The 20,679-nt window shown below is 73.2% G+C and carries 18 protein-coding genes and 1 riboswitch; of the genes, 7 read left to right on the top strand and 11 right to left on the bottom strand.

What is annotated here, in order from left to right; translation table 11 throughout:
* Window positions 1-95: 95 nt before the first annotated feature.
* The gene (locus CFK38_RS13690) at window positions 96-1,220 is read right to left on the bottom strand and encodes a fatty acid desaturase family protein (protein ID WP_096803566.1); all 1,125 of its coding nucleotides are present in this window, start codon (window positions 1,218-1,220) and stop codon (window positions 96-98) included.
* Between the two features lie 63 nt (window positions 1,221-1,283).
* Window positions 1,284-3,098 carry a sensor histidine kinase gene (locus tag CFK38_RS13685; protein WP_096803565.1) on the bottom strand — a complete coding sequence of 605 codons (1,815 nt, stop codon included), beginning with the start codon at window positions 3,096-3,098 and terminating at the stop codon, window positions 1,284-1,286.
* Window positions 3,099-3,136: 38 nt separating this feature from the next.
* Here CFK38_RS13685 and CFK38_RS13680 point away from each other — a divergent pair, with 38 nt between their 5' ends.
* Window positions 3,137-3,826 (top strand): response regulator, encoded by a 690-nt coding sequence (locus CFK38_RS13680; RefSeq protein WP_096803564.1) that lies wholly within the window; start codon window positions 3,137-3,139, stop codon window positions 3,824-3,826.
* A gap of 8 nt (window positions 3,827-3,834) precedes the next feature.
* Here the strand turns inward: CFK38_RS13680 and CFK38_RS13675 are convergent, their stop codons facing one another.
* Complete coding sequence (locus CFK38_RS13675) at window positions 3,835-5,064, bottom strand: serine/threonine-protein kinase (RefSeq protein ID WP_172895800.1); 1,230 nt, start codon at window positions 5,062-5,064, stop codon at window positions 3,835-3,837.
* 110 nt (window positions 5,065-5,174) lie between these two features.
* Between CFK38_RS13675 and CFK38_RS13670 the strand changes: the two genes are divergently transcribed.
* Window positions 5,175-6,524, top strand: coding sequence for a hypothetical protein (locus CFK38_RS13670; protein ID WP_096803562.1), 1,350 nt, complete (start codon window positions 5,175-5,177; stop codon window positions 6,522-6,524).
* A 109-nt stretch (window positions 6,525-6,633) separates the two neighbouring features.
* Here CFK38_RS13670 and CFK38_RS13665 read toward each other — a convergent pair whose 3' ends face one another.
* A complete protein-coding gene (locus tag CFK38_RS13665) occupies window positions 6,634-8,466 on the bottom strand; it encodes an ABC transporter ATP-binding protein (RefSeq protein ID WP_096803561.1) in 1,833 nt (610 codons plus the stop codon).
* Entirely contained in the window at window positions 8,463-10,226 is a 1,764-nt protein-coding gene (locus CFK38_RS13660) for an ABC transporter transmembrane domain-containing protein (protein WP_096804372.1), read from the bottom strand. Before CFK38_RS13660 ends, CFK38_RS13665 begins: the two co-directional genes overlap by 4 nt.
* A 143-nt stretch (window positions 10,227-10,369) precedes the next feature.
* Here CFK38_RS13660 and CFK38_RS13655 point away from each other — a divergent pair, with 143 nt between their 5' ends.
* From CFK38_RS13655 to CFK38_RS13640, 4 genes are read left to right on the top strand one after another with little or no spacing between them, the layout of a single operon-like run.
* On the top strand, window positions 10,370-10,990 hold the full coding sequence (locus CFK38_RS13655; RefSeq protein ID WP_096803560.1) for a mycothiol-dependent nitroreductase Rv2466c family protein: 621 nt from the start codon (window positions 10,370-10,372) through the stop codon (window positions 10,988-10,990).
* A gap of 49 nt (window positions 10,991-11,039) precedes the next feature.
* Window positions 11,040-11,522 (top strand): ribose-5-phosphate isomerase, encoded by a 483-nt coding sequence (locus tag CFK38_RS13650; RefSeq protein ID WP_096803559.1) that lies wholly within the window; start codon window positions 11,040-11,042, stop codon window positions 11,520-11,522.
* Window positions 11,522-12,583 carry an Fpg/Nei family DNA glycosylase gene (locus CFK38_RS13645; protein ID WP_096803558.1) on the top strand — a complete coding sequence of 354 codons (1,062 nt, stop codon included), beginning with the start codon at window positions 11,522-11,524 and terminating at the stop codon, window positions 12,581-12,583. Before CFK38_RS13650 ends, CFK38_RS13645 begins: the two co-directional genes overlap by 1 nt.
* Window positions 12,580-13,611, top strand: coding sequence for an alpha/beta fold hydrolase (locus CFK38_RS13640; protein ID WP_096803557.1), 1,032 nt, complete (start codon window positions 12,580-12,582; stop codon window positions 13,609-13,611). Before CFK38_RS13645 ends, CFK38_RS13640 begins: the two co-directional genes overlap by 4 nt.
* A gap of 28 nt (window positions 13,612-13,639) precedes the next feature.
* On the opposite strand, the gene CFK38_RS13635 is transcribed toward CFK38_RS13640, so the two are convergent.
* Window positions 13,640-14,125 carry a nucleoside deaminase gene (locus tag CFK38_RS13635; protein WP_096803556.1) on the bottom strand — a complete coding sequence of 162 codons (486 nt, stop codon included), beginning with the start codon at window positions 14,123-14,125 and terminating at the stop codon, window positions 13,640-13,642.
* A 72-nt stretch (window positions 14,126-14,197) separates the two neighbouring features.
* Here CFK38_RS13635 and CFK38_RS13630 point away from each other — a divergent pair, with 72 nt between their 5' ends.
* Complete coding sequence (locus CFK38_RS13630) at window positions 14,198-14,707, top strand: GNAT family N-acetyltransferase (protein WP_096803555.1); 510 nt, start codon at window positions 14,198-14,200, stop codon at window positions 14,705-14,707.
* A gap of 19 nt (window positions 14,708-14,726) precedes the next feature.
* On the opposite strand, the gene CFK38_RS13625 is transcribed toward CFK38_RS13630, so the two are convergent.
* From CFK38_RS13625 to CFK38_RS13605, 5 genes are all read right to left on the bottom strand, one after another.
* Window positions 14,727-15,191: an ankyrin repeat domain-containing protein gene (locus tag CFK38_RS13625; protein WP_096803554.1), complete on the bottom strand. Its 465-nt coding sequence runs from the start codon at window positions 15,189-15,191 to the stop codon at window positions 14,727-14,729.
* A complete protein-coding gene (locus CFK38_RS13620) occupies window positions 15,188-17,188 on the bottom strand; it encodes an ATP-binding cassette domain-containing protein (RefSeq protein ID WP_275542299.1) in 2,001 nt (666 codons plus the stop codon). The genes CFK38_RS13625 and CFK38_RS13620 overlap by 4 nt, the downstream gene beginning before the upstream one ends.
* A gap of 106 nt (window positions 17,189-17,294) precedes the next feature.
* A complete protein-coding gene (locus CFK38_RS13615) occupies window positions 17,295-17,876 on the bottom strand; it encodes an ECF transporter S component (protein WP_096803552.1) in 582 nt (193 codons plus the stop codon).
* A 43-nt stretch (window positions 17,877-17,919) separates the two neighbouring features.
* Window positions 17,920-18,025, bottom strand: a riboswitch (TPP riboswitch).
* 22 nt (window positions 18,026-18,047) lie between these two features.
* Window positions 18,048-18,614 carry a hypothetical protein gene (locus CFK38_RS13610; RefSeq protein ID WP_096803551.1) on the bottom strand — a complete coding sequence of 189 codons (567 nt, stop codon included), beginning with the start codon at window positions 18,612-18,614 and terminating at the stop codon, window positions 18,048-18,050.
* The gene (locus CFK38_RS13605) at window positions 18,611-20,647 is read right to left on the bottom strand and encodes a M13 family metallopeptidase (protein WP_096804371.1); all 2,037 of its coding nucleotides are present in this window, start codon (window positions 20,645-20,647) and stop codon (window positions 18,611-18,613) included. Before CFK38_RS13605 ends, CFK38_RS13610 begins: the two co-directional genes overlap by 4 nt.
* Window positions 20,648-20,679 lie beyond the last annotated feature (32 nt).

The raw sequence follows: 20,679 nt of genomic DNA, 5'->3' as shown, positions 1-20,679 counted from the left end.
GAGAGGGGCTGCGCTGCCCGTGAAGGGGTAGGCGTATGGGCCGACCATACCGCCTGCCCCGGGACCTCGTGGGCGACTCGCCGGTCCGGGCCCGGTCAGGAGATGGAGGCTCCGCGCAGCTGCGCCGCCAGCGGGCAGTCCATGGGATCGGCATGTCCCAGGCCCACCCGGTTGAGGTACCGGATGATGATCCCGTAGGAGGTCAGCAGGTTCGTCTCGGTGTAGATGATCCCGCGCTCGGCGCAGAACTGCTTGACGATCGGCTTCGCCCGGCGCAGGTTCGCCGAGGGCATGCGGGGGAACAGGTGGTGCTCGATCTGCAGGTCGAGCCCGCCCATCGCCCAGTTCATCAGCAGACCGCCCTTGATGTTGCGGCTGGTGAGGACCTGGCGGCGCAGGAAGTCGACCTGGAGGCCCTTCGGGATCAGCGGCATGCCCTTGTGGTTCGGGGCGAAGGAGGAGCCCATGTAGATGCCGAACACGGCCATCTGCACGCCCAGGAACGCCGCGCCCATGCCCAGTCCCAGGGTGGCCAGCACGATGGCCGGGAAGCCGATGACGCGCACCAGCACCAGTGCGAGTTCGATCCGGCGGTGCTTGGCCTTCTTGTTCTGGACCAGCGCCGTGATCCCCTCGTAGTGCAGCACGAAGCCGAACAGCGTGAGGATCGGGAAGAACGCCCAGCCCTGTCGCTTCGCGAACCAGGCCAGGAAGCCGGTGCGGTCGGCCATGTCCGCGGGGTCGAACACCAGGGTGCCGGCGGCGATGTCGCCGTCGCGGCCGACGGTGTTGGGGTTCGCGTGGTGCTTGTTGTGCTTGCGGGTCCACCAGGCGATGGCCAGGCCCACCACGAGGTTCCCGATGATGCGGGAGAACCAGGCGTTGCGGCGACCGGAGGAGAAGACCTGCTGGTGCGCGGCGTCATGGCCGAGGAACGCGGCCTGGGTGAACAGGATCCCGAACAGCGCCGCCACGGCGAGCTGCCACCAGGTGCTCCCCAGCGTCAGCAGCAGCACGAAGGCGCCGACGAGGGCGAGCGCGAGCACCGCCGTGCGCACCATGTAGGACCGCACGTTGCGCCCCATCAGCCCGGCGTCCTTCACCCGCTCGGAGAGCTCGAAGTAGTCCCGGGTCTGGGCATCGGCCCGAGGGCCCCGGGCAGGGGTGGCGCGGTCGACGCGCGTGGCGCGCGTGGGGCGCGATGTAGCAGTGGTGGTCATGCCCTCGACGCTAGAGCGCCGGGCGAGGCATGCGCGTCCCTCGCGGGAGCGAACCTGCACCCCCTACCGGGGTAGGGGGTCGGCGAGCGGGATCCGGGCGGTGACGGCGAAGCCGCCGTCGGCCGTCGGCCCCACCTCGACCGTGCCGCCCAGCGCCCGGACCCGCTCCTGCGTGCCGGACAGCCCCAGCCCCGAGCCCGGGATCGACTCCTGCGGATCGTGGGGGCGCTGGTTGCTCACCTCGACCAGGAGGGCGCCGCCGGAGGGTGCGACCCGCACCCGGATCGCCGCCCCGCGGGCATGGCGCAGCGCATTGCTCAGCCCCTCCTGGACCACCCGGTACGCGGTCAGGCCCACGGTGGGCGTCACCTCCGGCGGCGAGATCTCGGCGGTGATGGTCGCGCCCGAGGCACGGGTGGAGCGGAGCAGCTCCGCGAGGTCCTCGAGCCCCGGCATCGGCACCTCGTCGAGCACCTCGTCGGTGCGCAGGATCGCCAGCAGGGAGCGCATCTCTCCCAGGGCCTGTCGGGAGGAGGCGGCGATGTCCTCGAACTCCCGCTCGGTGCCCGCATCCAGGCCGGGCAGTCGGAACTTCGCCGTGCCCGCCTGCACCGTGATCACGGACATGGAGTGGGCGACGACGTCGTGCAGCTCGCGGGCGATGCGGCTGCGCTCCTCGAGCTCGTAGCGGCGCCGCACCTCCTCGGCGCTCAGCGTCTGCGCCCGCTCGATCTGCCCGCTGACCAGCACCCACTGTCGCACCGTGATGCCCAGCAGCACCACGCCGCCGCTGACCGCCAGCAGCACCACGCCGTTGGTCATCACCTCGCGCAGGCTGCCGCCGGGCATCGCGGAGGCATCGGTCAGCAGCAGCGCGACGAACGTGAGGAGCGCCCCGGCGGACCAGGTGGAGACGGTCCAGTACCACCGGTGGAGCACGGCGAGCACGAGCAGGGTCAGGCAGTGGGCGAGCAGGGCGGTGACCGGCCACGGCCAGGGCGCGGCCGCCTGGGCGGGGAGGGTCACGAGCATCATCGCCGCGATCGCCACCACCGACAGCGACAGCCCGGCCCAGGGCCAGCGCACCGCCAGCAGGGCGGCGACCGCGGCCGCGACCGTCACCAGCATCGCCGGTGCCGGATGCACCTCGTAGAGGGCTGCGGTGACGGGCCAGGCCACCACTGCCAGCACGAAGGCGAGGAAGGCGATCGTCATCCGGGTCCAGGCGCTCTCCCGCAGGCGGGCGTCGGCCTCCGCCGAGCGCGGCGGCGGGATCGCCCCGCGCAGGCTGGAGCCGGGCACCGCCCCGCCGAGCAGCGGCGCGGTGACCACGACGTCGAGCAGCGCCAGGGCGTGCACCATCGCCGGGAAGGAGAGGGCCAGCACCAGGCCGACGACCATGACCAGTGCCCACTGGCCGGGCAGGACGTCGTTCCGCTCCGGGAGCAGGGGCGACCACGCCCACCAGGTCAGCCCGCCCACCGCGCCGGTGATCCAGGCGATCGTGACCCCGGCGGTGAGCACCCGGACCGGGAGCGCGATCACGGCCTCGAAGGCCAGATCGAGCCAGCGCCGGGAGTCCGTGACCAGCCGCAGCATCCCGATGGCGCCGCGGCCGCGGGGCCGGTACCGCGGCGTGGTGACCTCGATGCCCCAGCGGTGCAGCCGGGCGCGGTCCAGCCGGGCCCAGGCGGAGGCGAGGGTCAGCGCCGGGGGGAGCAGGAGCACGCCCGCCCAGATGATCGAGAGCGCCGCCGAGACCGCGATCAGGGGCAGCAGCATCAGGGCGGCGAACAGCGTCAGCGGCAGTCCGGGGATCACCAGGGCCAGATCATGGCGGAGCCGGCGCAGCGCGTGACGATCAGGGATCAGGAACATCCACGCTCCTTCCAGCTGGGCGGGGATACGGTGTCGCCATGGAGCAGCCGGCGCGCACAGACATCCCCCTCATCCGGGTGCTGATCGTCGACGACCAGTCGATGATCCGCGGCGGCTTCGAGGCGCTGCTGAACGCGCAGGACGGCATGGAGGTGGTGGGTACCGCCTCCGACGGTGAGGGCATCGCCGCAGTGGTGGAGGAGCTGCGACCCGATGTGGTGCTGATGGACATCCGGATGCCGCAGGTCGGCGGGCTCGAGGCCACCCGGACGGTGCTCGAGCTGCCCGGGACCCCGCCGAAGATCATCATGCTGACCACCTTCGATGCCGATGAGTACGTCTTCGCCGCCCTGCGCGCCGGGGCCAGCGGGTTCCTGCTCAAGGATTCCACACCCCAGGAGCTGGTCCAGGCGGTGCGGGTGGTGGCCGCGGGGGAGTCGCTGCTCGCCCCACGGGTGACGCGCGCGCTGATCGCCGACTTCGTGGCCCGCCCCGAGCGCTCCCACGGTGGGGAGGCGAACCTGTCCGTGCTCACCGAGCGGGAGCTGGACGTGCTGCGACTGGTCGCGCGAGGTCTCGCCAACCGGGAGATCGCCGATTCGCTGGTGATGGCGGAGCAGACGGTCAAGACGCACGTCTCGCGGATCCTGGGCAAGCTGATGCTGCGCGATCGCACCCAGCTGGTGGTCGCCGCGTACGAATCCGGGCTGGTGCGGCCGGGGGAGTGAGCCGGCGCTCAGCTGAGCGCCGACCACAGCAGTGCGGTGGCGCCCGCGAAGGACAGCACCGCGATCAGCAGCAGCACCACCCCGGTCGCGGTCACCCCGCCGCGGCGGGGCGCAGGGCCGGACTGCGGTGCGGGAGTCGCCCGTGTCGGGCCCTGGACGAAGCGCTCGGTCGTGTTCCCGGACGGAGGGGTCATCGTCCCCACGGCCGCGGCCGGCTGCTGCACGGGCGGGGCACCGGCGGCGGAGGGGGCCGGCGGGGGCGAGGTCGCGGATCTCGATCTGGCGACCAGCCGCTCATGCAGGCGCGGTGCCATCCCGGCGAGGGTCTCGGGGCCCTCCAGGGGCACCTCCGGCAGCGCATCGGGAGCCTCGATCTGGTCGAGGATCAGGACGGGCCCGCCGTCGGCGGTGCGCACCCAGGCCGCCGGCGGGGACGTGGGCAGGGGGATGTGGTCCCGGGCCTGTGCCGCGGTGGGGCGTGCCGCCGGGTCGATGAGGAGCATCCGCTGCAGCAGCGCCTCGAGGGGCCGGGCGGCCGGGTCGGTGCAGTGTGCGAGCACCTCGCGCAGACGGGCGGGGAGCTCAGTCGGCTCGAGCCGCTCCCGCGGCGGCAGCGGTCCCAGCGCCTCGAGCGCGCAGGCCGCGGCCGCCCAGACGTCCTGCGCGGCCGAGGTGCCCGCCCCCTCGAGGATCTCCGGGGCCATGAACCCGGGGGTGCCGTGGGCGAAGCCGGTCTCCGTCAGCCGCACATCGGTCTCGTGCAGCGCGATCCCGAAGTCGGCCAGCAGCAGGTGCGGGGCGCCGTCGCCGGTGGCCTCCAGCAGCAGGTTCGCGGGCTTGAGGTCGCGATGGACCCAGTGCGATTCGTGCATCGCCGCGAGCGCGTCCAGCAGCTGGCGCAGCAGCTGCGCGACCAGCGAGGGGGACAGCGCACCGTGCTCGGCGAGGACCCCGGCGAGGGTGCCGCCATGGACCAGCGGCATCACCAGCACGATCGTGTCGTCCTCCGCGACCCAGGTGTACGGAGGCAGCAGGTGCGGGTGGCGTCCCAGGCCCTGCGCGGAGCCGACCGTCTGCTCGCGCACGAAGCGCAGCACGTCGGCGCCGTCGCGCTGACGCATCACCTTGGCCGCGCAGACCGCTCCGTACCGGCGGTCGATCGCACGCCACAGGGAGCCCGAGGCGCCCCGGGCGAGGGGATGGAGCAGCTCGATACGGCCGGCGATGACATCGGACATGATGACCGTCATGCTAGGGCACCGGTGCGCCCCGGGCGCTCCGGGAGCATCGGATCTGGCACCCTGGGCCCTGAGCCGTCCGGCCGTCGTCCCCGACCCCAGGAGTACGCATGACCCGCCCAGCGCGAGCACGCGGAGCACTCGCCCGCGCCACCGGGACGGTCGCGGCCGCACCGGTGGCGGCGCTGGCACTGACCCTCGCGCTCGCCCTGGGCGGAGCCGTGCCCGCGGCGCAGGCGGACCCGGCCGACGAGGCCGCGACGCCACCGGCCCACGCGTACCAGGCAGCCGGTCCCGAGGTCGCCGGCGCCGCCTCCCAGGCCCAGGCGCCGCTGCTCCTGCCCGGGGTCCATCTGGACACCTTCGCGCTCGGCGGGCAGAGCGAGGACGAGAGCACCGGGACCGCGAAGTACTACCGCATCGCCGTCAGCAGCGGTCAGCGGGTGCATGCCGCCGCGACCGTGGCCGCCCCGCCGTATGCCGACGGCATCCCCGAGACCGCGGACCAGCTGTCGATGGAGATCACCTTCCTCACCGCCGGCGGAGAGGCCTGTGAGGACAGCGGTGAGGACGGGAACGGCCCGTGGCGCACCGGGGACGGCCCCATCACCTCGAGCGCCGTCTCGGGAGTCGTGGGCTGGGACGGCTGTCCCGGGGAGGAGCTGTTCCTGCGGGTCACCCGGACGGGGACGCGCGCAGGGGACAGCCCGCTCCCGGTCGAGATCCAGGTCGCCGTCGAGCCCGCCGGGGTGGGCGGCGGATCGCCCGCGGTCACCGAGGAGGTCGAGGACTCCGGTGCCGGCCCGGTGCCGCCCGCCCGGGACGAGCCCTTCGAGGCGGGCCGCTCCTTCGCGACGGCGCCCGAGGTGGCACCGGGCTCCTACGTCATGGAGCTGGTGCCCGGCGAGGTGGGGGTCGTGCGGATCGACGTCCGGGAGGGCCAGCGGCTGCGCTGGCGCGTCGAGACGACATCCCAGCCCGAGGGCGCCGGGGAGCTCGCGCTGCGGGCCTTCAACGCCGTGCGGGAGCAGGTGACCGTCCACGGCGGCAGCTGGGTGATGTCCCCTGATGACCGGGTGACCGGCGGGGGCATGACCACCCCGGTCGACCGCGGCAACCGCGGCTCCGAGCTGCCCTCGGTCGCGACGGCCTGGCTGCCGGGCACCCACTACGTCACGCTGCAGCGCCTGCAGCGCCCCGCCGACGCCGAAGCGGCCGGCGCCGAGCCCGTCACCGTCGTGCTCACGCTCGAGGTCGCGGGGGCGGTGGCCGAGGACGCTCCCGAGGGATCGGTGCTCGAGCTCGGGGAGACCACCGTGACCACCGGCCCGCTGTCCTCGGTCGGGATCGACGCCTCGTGGGGCCGGCTCGCGATGTTCGGCGGCGCCGGGCTGCTGGCGCTGCTCGGCCTGCTCACCGGCATCGCCGGCATGCTGGTGCTGCGGATGCGCCGCGGCTGAGGATCAGCCGGCGTCTGTTGGCTGTTCTCCTGCCGTTCGTGCCTCAGCACGTCGATCAGGCTGCGGCCTCTGCCTGGTCTCCTGCCGTTCGTTCCTCACAGCACGTCGATCAGGAAGTCCACGCCTCCCAGAGGCGTGCGTAGTCCCCGCCGCGGGCGATCAGCGCGTCATGGGTGCCCTGCTCGACCACGGCACCGTCGGCCATCACCAGGATCTGATCGGCGATCCGCGCCTGGGAGAGGCGGTGGGCGACGATGATCGTGGTGCGGCCCCGGGCGACCTCGAGCGCGGCGCGCTCCAGGACCCGGGCCCCGGAGGAGCCCTCCTCGGCCGTGGCCTCGTCGAGGATCAGCACCGCCGGGTCCCGCAGGGCGACCCGGGCCAGGGCCAGCTGCTGGGACTGCTCGGCGGTGAGGCGCTCGCCCTTCTCGCCGACCTCCGTGTCCAGACCGTGGGGGAGCCGGTCCACCCAGGCCAGCGCGTCGACCCGGCGCAGAGCCCGGCGCAGCTCCTCGTCCTCCGCCCCGGGTGCGGCCAGCTGCAGGTCCTCGCGCAGGGTGCCGCGGAAGACGTGCACGTCCTGGCTGACGATCGCGGCGTGCGCGCGCACGGCCTCGAGATCGGCATGGACGAGGTCGACACCGCCGTGCAGCACCCGGCCGTGACGCGGGGCCAGGGTGCCGGCCAGGATCGCGGCGAGGGTCGACTTGCCGGCGCCCGAGGCGCCCACCAGCGAGACCACCTCACCCGCGGCGATGTCGAGGTCGATCGGTCGCAGCACGATCCGCTCGGCCCCGTCCGCATCCTCGCCGTAGGCGTGGGAGACCTGCTCGAGCCGGATCGAGGCGTCGGCGGGACGCTCCGTGCCGGGGGAGGAGGCGGGGTCGATCGAGGTGATCACCCCGATCATCCTCGCGAGGCTGGCCAGCGCCGACTGCACCTCGTCGAGGTTGAAGATCACCGCCATCATCGGCCAGAACAGGGTGACCAGGTAGACCGCTGCCGCGGTGACCAGCCCGATGGGGACCCCGCCGACCTGCACCATCACGAAGCCGAACAGCAGCACCATCGCCAACGCCAGGTTCTCGGGCACGTTCAGGCCCATCACCAGGCGACTGACCAGGAACATCACCCGCATGTTCAGCAGCGAGGCGGTCTCCGAGAGGACTGCGACATGGCGCGTCTCGCGCCGCTCGATGCCGTAGGCGTGCACGGTCGGGATGCCGTGGATCGCCGAGAGCAGCCCTTGGGCCCGGGCTCCCATCGCGATCCGCTCCCGACGGTAGAGGGGCCCGGTGCGCCGCAGGTACCAGAGGGCGGCGAGCACGTACATCGGCACGATGATCACCACCATCAGCAGCAGCCAGGGGGACAGCGTCGCCATCCCGACCAGGGTGATCAGCACCAGGAAGCCCAGCTGGATCAGGTTCGGGACCAGGTTGTTCACCGCGCGCGCGGCGACGTCCACGTCATCGGCGACCCGGGAGAGGGCATCGCCGATCCCGGTGGCCTCCATGGTCTGCGCCGGCAGGTCCAGCGCGCGATCGATGACGTCCTCCCGCATCCCGGCGAGGATGCGCTGACCGAGCGCCGAGATCATCGACCAGCCCAGCGCCATCAGCACCGCCTGGATCACACCCACGGCCAGGATCTGCCCGCCGAGCGTCCAGATCCGGTCGGTCGGCCCCCCGGCGGTGACCACGTCCACGGCCGAGCCGATCAGGCGGGGGAGGATCGCCGCGGCGACCGCACCGCCGATCGTGATCACCAGGGTGAGCAGCGTGGCGACCCGGTGCTCCCGCAATCGGGCCGCCATGAACCGCAGCGAGGTGCGGGCATCCGCGATCGGCAGCAGCTGCGCATGCTCGGCCAGCTGGCGGCGGGCCGTCGCGTCATCGCCGAGCACCTCCTGCAGCGGGCGGTTCCAGTCGAGCTCGCTCATCGCCGCACCGCCTCCCGGTACTCCTCGTGCCCCATCAGGTCCAGGTGGTCCCCCTCGGTGACGACCAGGCCGTCGCGCAGGAACACCACTCGGTCCGCCGCCTGCAGCAGGGCCGGCGCGCGGGTCACCAGCAGTGTCGCCCGGTCGGTGCGGCGGCGGGCGGCGATCAGCGCCTCGGCGATGTTCTGCTCGGTGACCGCGTCGACGGCGGTGGTGGGATCGTGCAGCACCAGCACCGGAGCGTCCGCGGCCACCGCCCTGGCCAGCGCGATGCGCTGGCGCTGCCCGCCCGAGAGGTTCGTGCCGCGATCCAGGATGCGGCTGTCATAGCCCTCGGGCAGGATCCGCAGCAGATCCCCGGCGCCGGCGGCGTGCAGGGCGGCGTCCGCCCAGGCGTCGTCCTCGATCGCGGTGCCCTCGGGGGCACGGGTCGCCAGCTGCTCGCGCAGAGTGCCGTCGAAGAGATCCACGACGTGGGGCTCGACCAGCAGGTCCGCGCGCAGGCCCAGCCTGCCCGCGGGTGTCAGCGGCGTATCGCCGATGCGTGCCCCGGCCTCGGCGCGGCCGTTGACGGCGTCGACCACGGCGTCCGCATCCCGGGCGTCGGCACAGGCCAGCGCCACGATCTCGCCGTCGGCGACCGAGAGCTGGGGGAGGTGCAGGCCGCCGGCGGCACCGCGTCGACCCTGCCGGGCACCGGTCTCGCCGCGGTCGTCGCGCTGGGTGGTCAGCACTGCCAGTGCCAGCTCCGGCTCGTCGACGGTGCGTCCGAGGTCCGTATAGAGGTCGCGCACGCGTCGCGCCGAGGTGGACATGCCCGCCCACCACACCGGGGCGCCGGAGAGACCCTGCAGCATGCCCATCACGTAGCGGGCCACGCCCACCACCGAGATCAGCACGCCGAGCGAGAGCGTTCCCTCGAGGGTGCGCAGCGCGGCGAGCACCACCACCACGGCGAGCATGCCCCCGGTGACCAGGGTGGTCAGCCCCGAGGAGATCCCCGAGTAGCGGGCGTTGATCAGCGCGGCCTGCAGCGCGGAGCGCGAGCGGCGACGGTAGGTGGCCCGGGCCCGGCGCTGCACGCCGAGGCCCTGCAGCACACGCAGTCCGTGGACCAGGTCCGTGGCGGTGGCGGCGGCCTCCGCGGCCTGCGACTGCTGGTCGTCGTAGCGGGCGGACAGGGTCGGGGTGATCACCCGGATCACGACCACCATCACCGCGATCCCGAGCAGCATCGCCAGCCCCAGCCACACGTCCATCGCCGCCAGGTATCCGGCCGCGGCCAGCACCGTCAGCAGCGAGGGCACCACCCACGGGAGCATGTCCATCAGGTCGGAGGCCTTGTCGGCGTCGGAGGTGGCGATCGAGAGCACCTCGCCGGCCGGGCGCCGCACCGGGCGCGAGCGGGGGTCGAGCACCGCGCCGGTCAGTCCCACCCGCAGGCGATGCCGCTCGAACATGCACGCCTTCTGCGTCTGGAGGAAGCACCAGGCCCACAGGACCACGCCCGCCAGACGGAGCAGGATCAGCCCCAGCGCGCCCAGCAGCGTGAGAGACAGGTCCCCGGCGAGCACGCCGTGGTCGATCACCAGGCCCAGCACGATCGGTGTCAGCAGCTCGACCCCTTCGGAGAGGGTCGCCAGCGGCAGCACGACGGCGAGCATCCGGCGATGGGCGCGCACGATCGAGGCCATCACCCCGGGCGCGGCGGCGCGGGGCGGAGCGGGCGCCGCGACGGCGGCGGAGCGGGAATCGAGCACCTCATGATCCAACCCGTCCCACCGGTGCAGTGCAATCTTTTTTGTCTCCCGGCGGTGTGGGCCCGGTCACCGCACCGACCAGCGCCCGCGCAGCGGTGACCAGTGACAGAATGGCCGCATCACCCCCGAACCGAGGAGTCTCCTTGTCTGTGCGCACCGTCGAGCTGTTCGTCGATCCCGTCTGCCCCTACGCCTGGATGACCAGCCGCTGGCTGCTGCATGCCGCCGAGGTCCGCGACATCGCCCCGAAGTACTCGGTGATGTCCCTGTCCGTCCTCAACGAGGGCGCCGAGCTCGATTCCGGCTACCGGGCGATGCTCGACGACTCCTGGGGCCCGGCGCGCCTGTCGATCGCGATCGACCGCGCCGAGGGCAATGCGGCCTTCTCCCGCTGGTACACCGCCTGGGGCGAGCGCTACCACGTCGGCGGGGAGCACCGAGACCGCCGGGCGACGGCAGTGGCCGCGCTCGCGGACGCGGAGCTGCCCGCGTCCCTGATCGAGGCCTACGACCCGGTCGCCGGCGATGAGACCGACGTCGCGCTGCGCGCCTCCCACGAGAAGGGGATCTCGCAGGTCGGCAACGACGTGGGCACCCCGGTGATCTCCTTCGGGGACGGCACCGCGTACTTCGGCCCGGTGGTCTCGCCCGCGCCCAAGGGCGAGGATGCCGGGAAGCTGCTCGATGCGCTCTCGACCATGGCCTCGCTCGAGGGCTTCTTCGAGCTCAAGCGCTCCCGCGGCGACGGCGTCGACTTCAGCTGACCCCCGCGTCCGCGCCCGTTCCGGCCCACCGAGAGAGAGACCCCCTGACATGCGCGTGCACATCGGCACCGACCACGCCGGCTTCGAGCTCAAGAACCGCCTGGTGGCGGTGCTGCAGCAGAAGGGGCACGAGGTCACCGACCACGGCGCCCACGCCTACGACGCCCTGGACGACTACCCGCCGTTCTGCACGGACGTCGGGGAGGCCGTGGTCGCGGACCCGGAATCCCTCGGCATCGTGATCGGCGGCTCCGGCAACGGCGAGCAGATCGCGGCGAACAAAGTCGCCGGCGTCCGCGCGGCCCTGGTGTGGAACGAGGACACGGCCCGCCTGGCTCGTCAGCACAACGACGCCAACGTCATCTCCGTCGGCGCGCGCCAGCACTCCGAGGACGAGCTCGAGGCGCTGATCGATCTGTTCCTCGCAGAGCCGTTCCCGGGCGAGGAGCGCCACCAGCGCAGGATCGACCTCGTGGGCCTCTACGAGCGCACCGGCGGGTACGCGAGCTCCGCCTCGTCGACGACCGAGTAATGCCGGAGGGGCATACCGTCCACCGGCTGGCCGCCGCTTTCGAGCGCGCCTTCGGCGGACAGCGGGTGCGGACCTCGAGCCCGCAGGGCCGGTTCTCCGAGGCGGCCCAGCTGGACCAGATGGTGCTGCTGGGCGCGGAGGCGGTCGGCAAGCACCTGTTCCTGCCCTTGGCCCCCACGGAGGACGTCGACCCGGGCGCGCCGGTGGTGCGGCACGTCCACATCCACCTGGGCCTGTACGGCTCCTGGACCTTCGCCGGTGAGCCCGGCTTCGCGGACGCGCATGCGATCGGCGCGCCGCGGCTGCGGAGGGGCGAGCAGGAGGAGGAGCTGGACGCTGCGGGAGTCACCGACTGGCGCCGCCTCGTGCCCCGGCCGACGGTGCGCCTGCGCATCGCCGGGGCCCGGGGGCTCGCGGACCTCACCGGTCCCACCGCCTGCGAGATCCTCGACGCCGACGGGCGCAGGGCCGTGCTGGAGCGGCTGGGCCCGGATCCTCTGCGCCCCGATCCCGTCGGCCGGGAGCGCCGCCGCTTCATCGAGGCCGTGCGCCGGTCCCGCACCACCATCGGAGCGCTGCTGATGAACCAGAAGGTCGTCGCCGGGATCGGCAACATCTACCGCGCCGAGCTGCTGTTCCGGGCCCGCCTCGACCCGCTGGTGCCGGGGAAGGACCTCAGCACCGGGATGCTCGCACAGATGTGGGAGGACCTGGTCGCGCTGATGACCTACGGCGCCCGCACCGGACGGATCGTCACCACCCAGCCGGAGCACCGGGAGCTCGAGGCGCGGATCGTCGAGCGCTCCCGCGGCACCCGGCAGAACGGGGACGAGGACCCGGACGTGGTGCCCCGGGAAGAATCCTTCTACGTCTACCACCGCCAGACCCTGCCCTGCCGGCTGTGCGGCACCACCGTGCGCTCGGCGGACCTCGCCGCCCGCACCGTGTTCTGGTGCCCGCGCTGCCAGAGCCGGCGCCGCCGCCGGGCGAGCTGGACCCGCGAGAACCCGGCCGCTCCCTGGGCGCTGGCCTCGGAGACGGCCGACGGGAAAGCTGCGTGAGCACCCCACCGCTTCCACCCCCGCCCGCCACGACCGCAGAGGGATTCCTCCCCGTCGGCGACGGACACGAGATCTTCTGGGAGGAGTCCGGCAGCGCCGACGGCGTGCCCACCCTCTACCTGCACGGCGGGCCGGGAGGCAGGCTCACCCCCGGCTATCGGCGGCAGTCCCCGGCCGGCCGTGCCCGGGTCATCGGCGTGTCCCAGCGGGGCGCCGGCCGCTCCGTGCCCGGGGCGGGAGCGCCCGGAGCTGTTGACCTGAGCACGAACACCACCGCGCACCTGGTCGCCGATCTCGAGCGGCTACGTGAGCATCTGGGGGTCACGTCCTGGGTCGTCCAGGGCGTCTCCTGGGGAAGCACCCTCGCCCTCGCCTACGCCCAGGCCCATCCCGAGCGGGTGCTGGGCGTGGTGCTGTTCGCCGTCACCTCTACCTCCCGTCGCGAGGTCGACTGGATCACGGAGGGGGTCGGCGCGCTCTATCCCGAGGCGTGGGATGCTCTCGCCTCCGTCGCCGAGACCCACGGAGGTTTCGACCGTCGTGACCGCTCCTCGCAGCGGCTGCGCCTGGTCGAGGCCTACCGGCGGATGCTCACCGGGCCGGACGGGGCCCTCGTCGATCACGCCGCCCGGGCCTGGATGACCTGGGAGGACGCGCACATCGGGATCGGCGGGGGAGGTCCCGCACAGCCGCATCCCGTGGAGGGGGATCGGAGCGTGTCCGAGTACGAGCGCGGCTTCGCCCGGCTCGTCAGCCACTACTGGGCCCACGACGGGTTCGTCGCCGACTGGGCGGGGGACTGGGGTGCCTCGCCCGGCGCAGGACTGCTCGGCGGGATGCCCCGCCTCGCCGGGATCCCCGGCGTGTTGATCCATGGCCGCCGCGACGTCTCGGGCCCGGCCCTGACCGCGTGGGAGCTGCATCGCGCCTGGCCGGACAGCGAGCTGGTGCTCGTCGAGGAGGAGGGTCACGGTGGACCGCTCATGGTCGACGCCTGGCGAGAGGCCCTCGGCCGTCTCCTCGGATGACGGCCCACCGTTCTCTCACGTCCGTTCCTCAGCGATCGAGCTCCGAGCTCTCCACCCCGATGTCCTCGCTCCAGATCTCCGGACGCTCCACGATCATCCGCTCCATCAGGGCCCGACAGCGCGCATCGTCCAGGACATCGACGCTCACCCCGCGCTCGCGCAGCAGCGCCTCGGACATCTCGAAGCTGCGGTTCTCGCCGACGACGACGCGCGGGATCCCGTACAGCAGTGCGGTGCCTGCGCACATCAGGCACGGCGACAGGGTCGTGTACAGGACGCTCTCGCGGTAGACGCCGGCGCTGAGCCGTCCGGCACGCTCGATGGTGTCGGTCTCGGCGTGCAGGATCGCGGAGCCCTTCTGCACCCGCTGGTTGTGCCCGGCGGCGAGGACCCTGCCCTGGTGGACCAGGACGGCACCGATCGGCACCCCGCCCTCGTCCCAGCTCATGGACGCCTGCTCGATCGCGAGGTCGAGGAAGCGCTGATCGTCCTCGGCGGTGGGGGACTGGGCCATGGGGGTCCTCTCGACGGTGGAGCGGCGTCCCTGCAGGATACGTCCGGGGGCGGGGTGCCGTACCGTGACCGCATGAACGACACGGACTCCAGCACCTGCGCGGTGCTGCGCCGGGCGGCCCTCGCCGAGATCGACCCGCGCACCCTGTACTTGCTGGCGAAGCTGCGCCAGGACGTCTTCGCGATCGAGCAGAGGGCCACAGATCCGGATCTCGACGGCCGGGACCTCGAGCCCGGCACCACGCTCATGTGGCTCGAGCTGCCGAGCGCGGAGGCCGCGGCGATGGGCCTCGCGGGCACACCGGTCGCGCATCTTCGGGTGCTGCATGAGCCGGACGGCATCGTGCGGATCGGTCGGGTGGCGGTGCACGGTGCGCACCGCCGCAGCGGGTATGGACGGCAGCTCATGACCGGAGCGCTCGAGCACCTCCGGGCGACGTCGCCGGGCGCTGGGGTGCACATCGATGCGCAGGCCTACCTCGAGCAGTGGTACGCGGCGATGGACTTCGAGACCGTGGGGGAGCCGTTCATGGAGGCCGGGATCGAGCACGTCGCGATGGTGCTGAGGCCCTCCCGGGCCTGACCCGGGCCGAGAACCCGGCCTATGCCCGGCGCGCCTGGATCAGGGAGAGGATCTCGGCGCGCTCGAAGTACGTCGCCGTCTCCAGTGCGCTGGGGCGGCCCAGGTCCGGATCGGCTCCCGCCTCCAGGAGCACCCGGGCGGCGTCGGTGAAGCCCTTGAAGGCCACGCCCGCGAGGGGGCTCTGGCCGCGGTCGTTCATGAGGTCGACATCGGCTCCGCGGGCGGCGAGCTCCCGGACCAGCTCGGCATGCCCGTGATAGGCGGCGAGCATCAGCGGGGAGTTCCCGGCCCCGTCGCGCAGGTTCACCGGGGCGCCCTGGTCGACCAGCGACAGGAGGGCGGCGGCGTCGCCGGTGCGGGCGGCGTCGAGCAGCGAGTGGGCCAGGGCGATGACGGCCTCGTCCTCGGCGCCGGCGGGGTTCTCAGGGCTGGTGGGCTGGGGCGGGGTGTCCTCGTTCACCGTTCCAGGGTACGACGTGCTCATCCCGCCAGGATCCCCGCGATCAGCGGCCAGACCAGGAAGCCTCCCGCGATCAGGGCGCCGAGCAGGTCCGCGCGGCCCAGCGTGCTGGGCTCGGCCCAGGTGCGGCGGTCCGCCCCGGCGAACCCGCGGGCATCCATCGCCAGGGCCTGCTGCTCCGCCCCGCGCAGCGTGTCCACCAGCAGTGCGAGCGTGGTCCCGGCGAGCAGCCGCGGGGACCGCGCGCCGCCCAGGCCCCGCCGCCTCCGGGCCCGGGCGATGATGTCCCACTGCCGGCCCAGGTGGCCGACCCGCACCAGCGCGGTCACCGAGGCGACGACCGGCCGGGCGGGCAGGCGCAGTCGCTGCCCCAGCGCGTCACCGAGCGCGGTGGCCTCCACACTGCCCAGCGCCAGCACCCCGGGGGCCACGAAGGCCGTGATCCGGGCGGCCTCCTTGAGCCCCAGCAGCCACGCCTGGGTCGACAGCGGTGGGGCATCGCCCAGCAGGGCCGTGGTCCAGGCGAGTCCCGCCGCCGAGAGCAGGATCGGGAGCAGCCGCAGGGCGCCGCCGCGCAGCGTCCGCACCGCCAGCGGCGCCAGCAGCACCGTCGGGAGCAGGGCGAGCAGTCCGCCCTGCCAGGTCTGGACGGCGAAGGAGCCGATCGCGGCGAGGATCCCGATCAGGGACAGGGTCAGCGGGTTCAGGGCGTCGGCCGGGATCCGGCGGCGCGGGGCAGGAGGCGGTCCGGCGGGATCCGGGGCCGGCAGCTCGAACCGGTCGGCGGCGGCCGCGATCAGCTCGGGGTCGTGGGTGGCGACCAGCACGGCGCAGCCGCGATCCGCGGCGTCGGCGAGCAGCGCCTGCACATCCCGGCGCCGCCGGGCGTCCAGGCCGACGGTGGGCTCGTCCAGCACCAGCAGGTCCGGGGACTGGGCGAGGGCGGCGGCGGTCGCGAGTCGGCGCTGCTCCCCGCCGGAGAGGCGGTGCGGGTGGGCACCGGCGAGGTGCGCCAGACCGGCGCGCTCCAGCAGCTGAGCGGCGAGCTCGGGATCGGTGGCCCAGGGGGAGGCGCTCAGCTCCGCCCGCACGGTGGTGGCGACGAAGGAATGCTCGGGGTTCTGGGGGACCGCCGCGATCCGTGCGGGCTCCGGCCGCTGGACCTCGCCGGTCGCAGGGGCGTCCGCGTCGAGCAGGGTGCCCAGCACGGTGGTCTTCCCCGCCCCGGAGGGGCCGGTGAGCACGCTGAGGCGACCGGCGCGCACCTCGAGGTCCAGGGGAGAGGTCAGCCCGCGGGCGGGGACGGTGACGCCGCACAGCGAGGCGACGACCGGCCCCGCCCCGGCTGATCGCGCCCCGGCTGATCGCGCAGCGCGCGTCTCCTCGGGGGCCAGCACCCCGATCTCCTGCAGCAGCTCGCGCTGCTCGCGCAGCACATCGCTCGGCGCCCCGTCGGCGAGGATCTGCGCCTGCTCGCCGAGCACCACCAACCGGTCCACATGAGCCAGCCAGGGCCCCAGCCGGTGCTCGGCGACGACCAGTCCGGCTCCGTCGGCGGCGGCGAGGATCGCCTCGCGCACCAGCTCGGCGGTCTCGGGGTCGAGCATGCTGGTGGGTTCGTCCAGCAGCAGCAGCTCGGGGCCCAGGGCCAGGCTGCCGGCCAGCGCGATGCGCTGCTGCTGCCCGCCGGAGACCTCGAGCGGCCCCCGCTCGGGATCCAGCCCCACCTGCGCCGCTGCGAGGGCCGCGGCCACCCGCTCATGGATCTCCGGCCGGGGCAGCGCGGCGTTCTCGGGCCCGAAGGCGACATCGCGGAAGACCGTCGCGGCGACCAGTGCATGGGAGGGGTTCTGCAGCAGCAGCCCGGCCTCCCCGGGCCGGGACGGCGGGGACAGCAGACCGGTGCCCTCGCCGGACTCCTCGTCCAGCAGCCCGGCGAGGGCACGCAGCACGGTCGACTTCCCGCTGCCGCTGGCACCCGCCAGCAGCACCCGCTGCTCGGCCGGGATCGTCAGGTCCAGCGAGGCGATCGTCGGCCGGGAGCGCGTCAGGGGTCGCCAGCTCAGACCGGTCAGCTGCCGACCGGTCGTGGCGGGGGAGCGGGGGAGGGCGATCGCGGCCGCCTGCTCAGGCCTCGGCGACCCGGGCGTGCTCGCGGCCGGCGGCGAGGGCGTCCACCGCGCCGGTGGAGACCAGCGCCCGGGTCGCCGCCCAGCCGAGCCCGCCGCACAGCAGCGCCCCGGAGAGCACGAAGCAGGCGAGCATCACGCCGGAGAAGGCCCAGCTCATCTCCTGGTAGTAGGCGAACTTCTCCCATCCCCACTCCAGCAGCGCGGCGAGCACGCCGCCCAGCACGGCGACCGGCAGGGTGAAGCGCCGGTAGCGGGTCAGCAGGAACGCGAGCTCGACGCCGCCGCCCTGCATCAGACCGGAGATCGCGGTGCCCCAGCCCCACTGGCTGCCCAGCAGCATCGAGAGCACGGCGGCGATCATCCCGGCCAGCAGGGCGGCACCGGGCTTGCGCACGATGAGCCCCGCGAGCATCGCCGGCAGGAACCAGATCCCGGCCAGCAGGCCCTCGGCGGGCTTGAACGCCGCGGTGAGCGGCCCGATCAGCGTGTACAGCTGGCCGTAGCCCAGGTACGCGACGCCGAAGGCGGCGCCGATCAGAACGGTGACCAGCAGGTCCACGGTGCGGAAACGAGTCATCACTTCTCCTTCCCTCTGGAAGGGGCGCGGGCACCGGCGGCGCTCCACGGATATCCCGACTCCCTACGCCGGTGTGAGCCGGATCAGGTTCGAGGGTCTGCGCAGGATGCGCACTCTCAGCACCTCGCGGTGCTCCCCTGTCAGTGGATGACGAGAGGTGAGTCTACCCGCTCAGCGCCGGGCGCGGATCGCCTGGTCGACGGCGGCCGCCGTGGCCTGCGGGTCCTCGGGGGAGAGGATGTAGTGGGTGGAGCCGCGGCCGATGATCTCGACCATCGTCCCCGACCGGGTGACCAGCATCCGGTAGGGCTGCTGGACCTGATCGAGGGTGAAGATCTTCCGCGACCCGACGGGGGTCAGCTCCGCGGGCTGCGGGGTCGTCGCCCGGCTGCGACGCCATCCATAGCCGCCGAGGGTCACGCCCACCCGCGAGCGCGGCAGCTCGCGCAGCTGGACGGTGCGGAAGTCCGCCAGCGGCCAGGGCTTGCGGGGCAGGAACCCTCCGAGGCTCACCGTCAGCCCGTGCTCGTCCACGATGAAGCGGGTCCACTGCCCCATCCAGGTCCACACCGCGAGGCCCAGGAACAGCACCGCCACCAGCAGGACGCCCGTCGGCGTGGAGCGCTGAGCCATCAGCATCGCGAGCACGGCCCCGGCCACCAGCGTGATCGCGATGCGGGTCCAGCCGATGGAGGAGGGCCGCGTGCGGCCCACGTAGAACGGGGGCTCGGGCCTCACCAGATGCTCACCCTCTCCTCGGGGGCGCGGTACATCGCATCACCCTCACGGACGTCGAAGGCGGTGTGGAACTCCTCGAGGTGGCCGGCGACCGTGTTGCAGCGGAACTCCATCGGGGCATGGGGATCCACCGCCAGACGGCGGATCGCCTCCTGGGTGCGATTCTTCCCGCGCCACACGGTGGCCCAGGACCAGAACACCCGCTGCAGGCCGGTGAAGCCGTCGATCTCGGTCTCCACCTCGGTGGCGTCGCGGCTGGCCAGGTAGGCCTTCACCCCGATGGACAGCCCGCCCAGGTCGCCGATGTTCTCACCGATGGTCAGCGCACCGTTGACGCGGTGGGCGTCATCGAGCTCCCGGGGGGAGAGTGCCGAGTACTGGGTGATGAGCTGCGCGGCCCGCGCGTCGAAGGACTCGCGGTCCTCGGGCGTCCACCAGGAGCGCAGGTTGCCGTCGCCGTCGTACTTCGAGCCCTGGTCGTCGAAGCCGTGGCCCACCTCGTGCCCGATCACCGCGCCGATCCCCCCGAAGTTCACGGCGTCGTCGGCCTCGGCGTCGAAGAACGGCGGCTGCAGGATCGCGGCGGGGAAGACGATCTCGTTGGCGCCGGGGTTGTAGTAGGCGTTGACCGTCTGCGGGGTCATGTGCCACTCGGTCTCGTCGATCGGCCCTCCCACCTTGGCGAACTCGTAGGCGGCCTCGAAACGGCGGGATGCGCGGGCGCTGGCGACCAGGTCGCCGGGGACGATCTCGAGGCCGTCGTACTCGCGCCACCGCTCGGGGTAGCCGATCTTCGGGGTGAACTTCTCGAGCTTGGCCAGTGCCTTCTGGCGGGTGGCCGGGGTCATCCACGGCAGGTCCTCGATGGAGTCGCGGTAGGCATCCATCAGCGCGTCGACCAGCTCGGTCATGCGCTCCTTGTGGGAGGCCGGGAAGTGGCGGGCGACGTACTCGCGGCCCACGGCGAATCCGACGGCACCCTCGACGAAGGCGACGGCGCGCTTCCACCGCTCCCGCAGCTCCTCAGCCCCCGAGAGGATCTTCCCGGAGAAGGCGAAGTCCTCGTCGACCAGGGCTGCCGGGCCGTAGGGGGCGTAGGAGGAGACGGCGTGGACGGCCAGCCACGAGCGCAGCACCGCGAGGTCCTCCCCGGCCAGCAGCTCGGCGGCGGCGGCGACGAACTCGGGCTGACCGATCGAGATCACCTCGAGGACCGGGGCCGGAGCGCCGGTGCCCTCGAGATAGGCGTCCCAGGGGAAGGCGGGAGCCAGCTCACCGCGCTGCGCGGCGTCCATCGGGTTGTAGGACTTCTCCCGGTCGCGCAGTCGCACCACGTCCAGGTGGCACGCGGCCAGCCGGGTCTCGAAGTCCATCACGGCGGCGGCGAGGTCCTCGGCGCTCCCGGCGATCAGCCCGTCGCGTCCGGGGAGCGCGGCGAGGCGGGCGAGGTTCGCGAGGTGCCGGGCGTAGGCCGTGCGGATCTCGGCGTAGCGCTCCTCGCGATAGTAGGACTCGTCCGGCAGGCCCAGCCCGCCCTGGTGGATCTTCACCTGGTAGCTCGTCGAGTCCATGTCGTCCGTCCAGACATAGGCCAGCAGCGCGGAGGCGCCCGAGTCCGGGGCGGCCATGGCACGCACGATCCCCTCGAGATCCGTGGTGGCGGTGACGGTGCCCAGCAGGTCCTCGAGCACGGCGAGGCCGGCCCGCTCGATCGCCTCGGTGTCCAGGAACATCCGGTACAGGGCGCCCACCCGCGCATGGTCGGTGGCGGGGACCCTGTCACCGCGCGGATCGCGGGTCTCCTCATCGGCCGCGGCCTCCTCGACGATCTCCCGCACCCGCTCCTCGGAGAGGTCGCGCAGGGCGTGGAAGGCGCCATCGCTCGAGCGGTCCGCGGGCATCTCGTGCTCGCGCAGCCACCGGCCGTTGACGTGACCGAAGAGGTCGTCCTGGAGGCGGACGGAGGTATCGACCTGGTCGAGGGAGAGTCCGGAGCGGCGGGCGGGCGTGGAGGGGGCGGGGGCAGTGGTCATCATTGGCTCCTGCGGGGTGGGGCGGACGGGAA

It is taken from the genome of Brachybacterium vulturis (assembly GCF_002407185.1).
In the GTDB taxonomy this organism is placed as follows: domain Bacteria; phylum Actinomycetota; class Actinomycetes; order Actinomycetales; family Dermabacteraceae; genus Brachybacterium; species Brachybacterium vulturis.
Note: the sequence above shows the minus strand (reverse complement) of the source record. Positions and strands in the feature narration are given on the sequence as shown.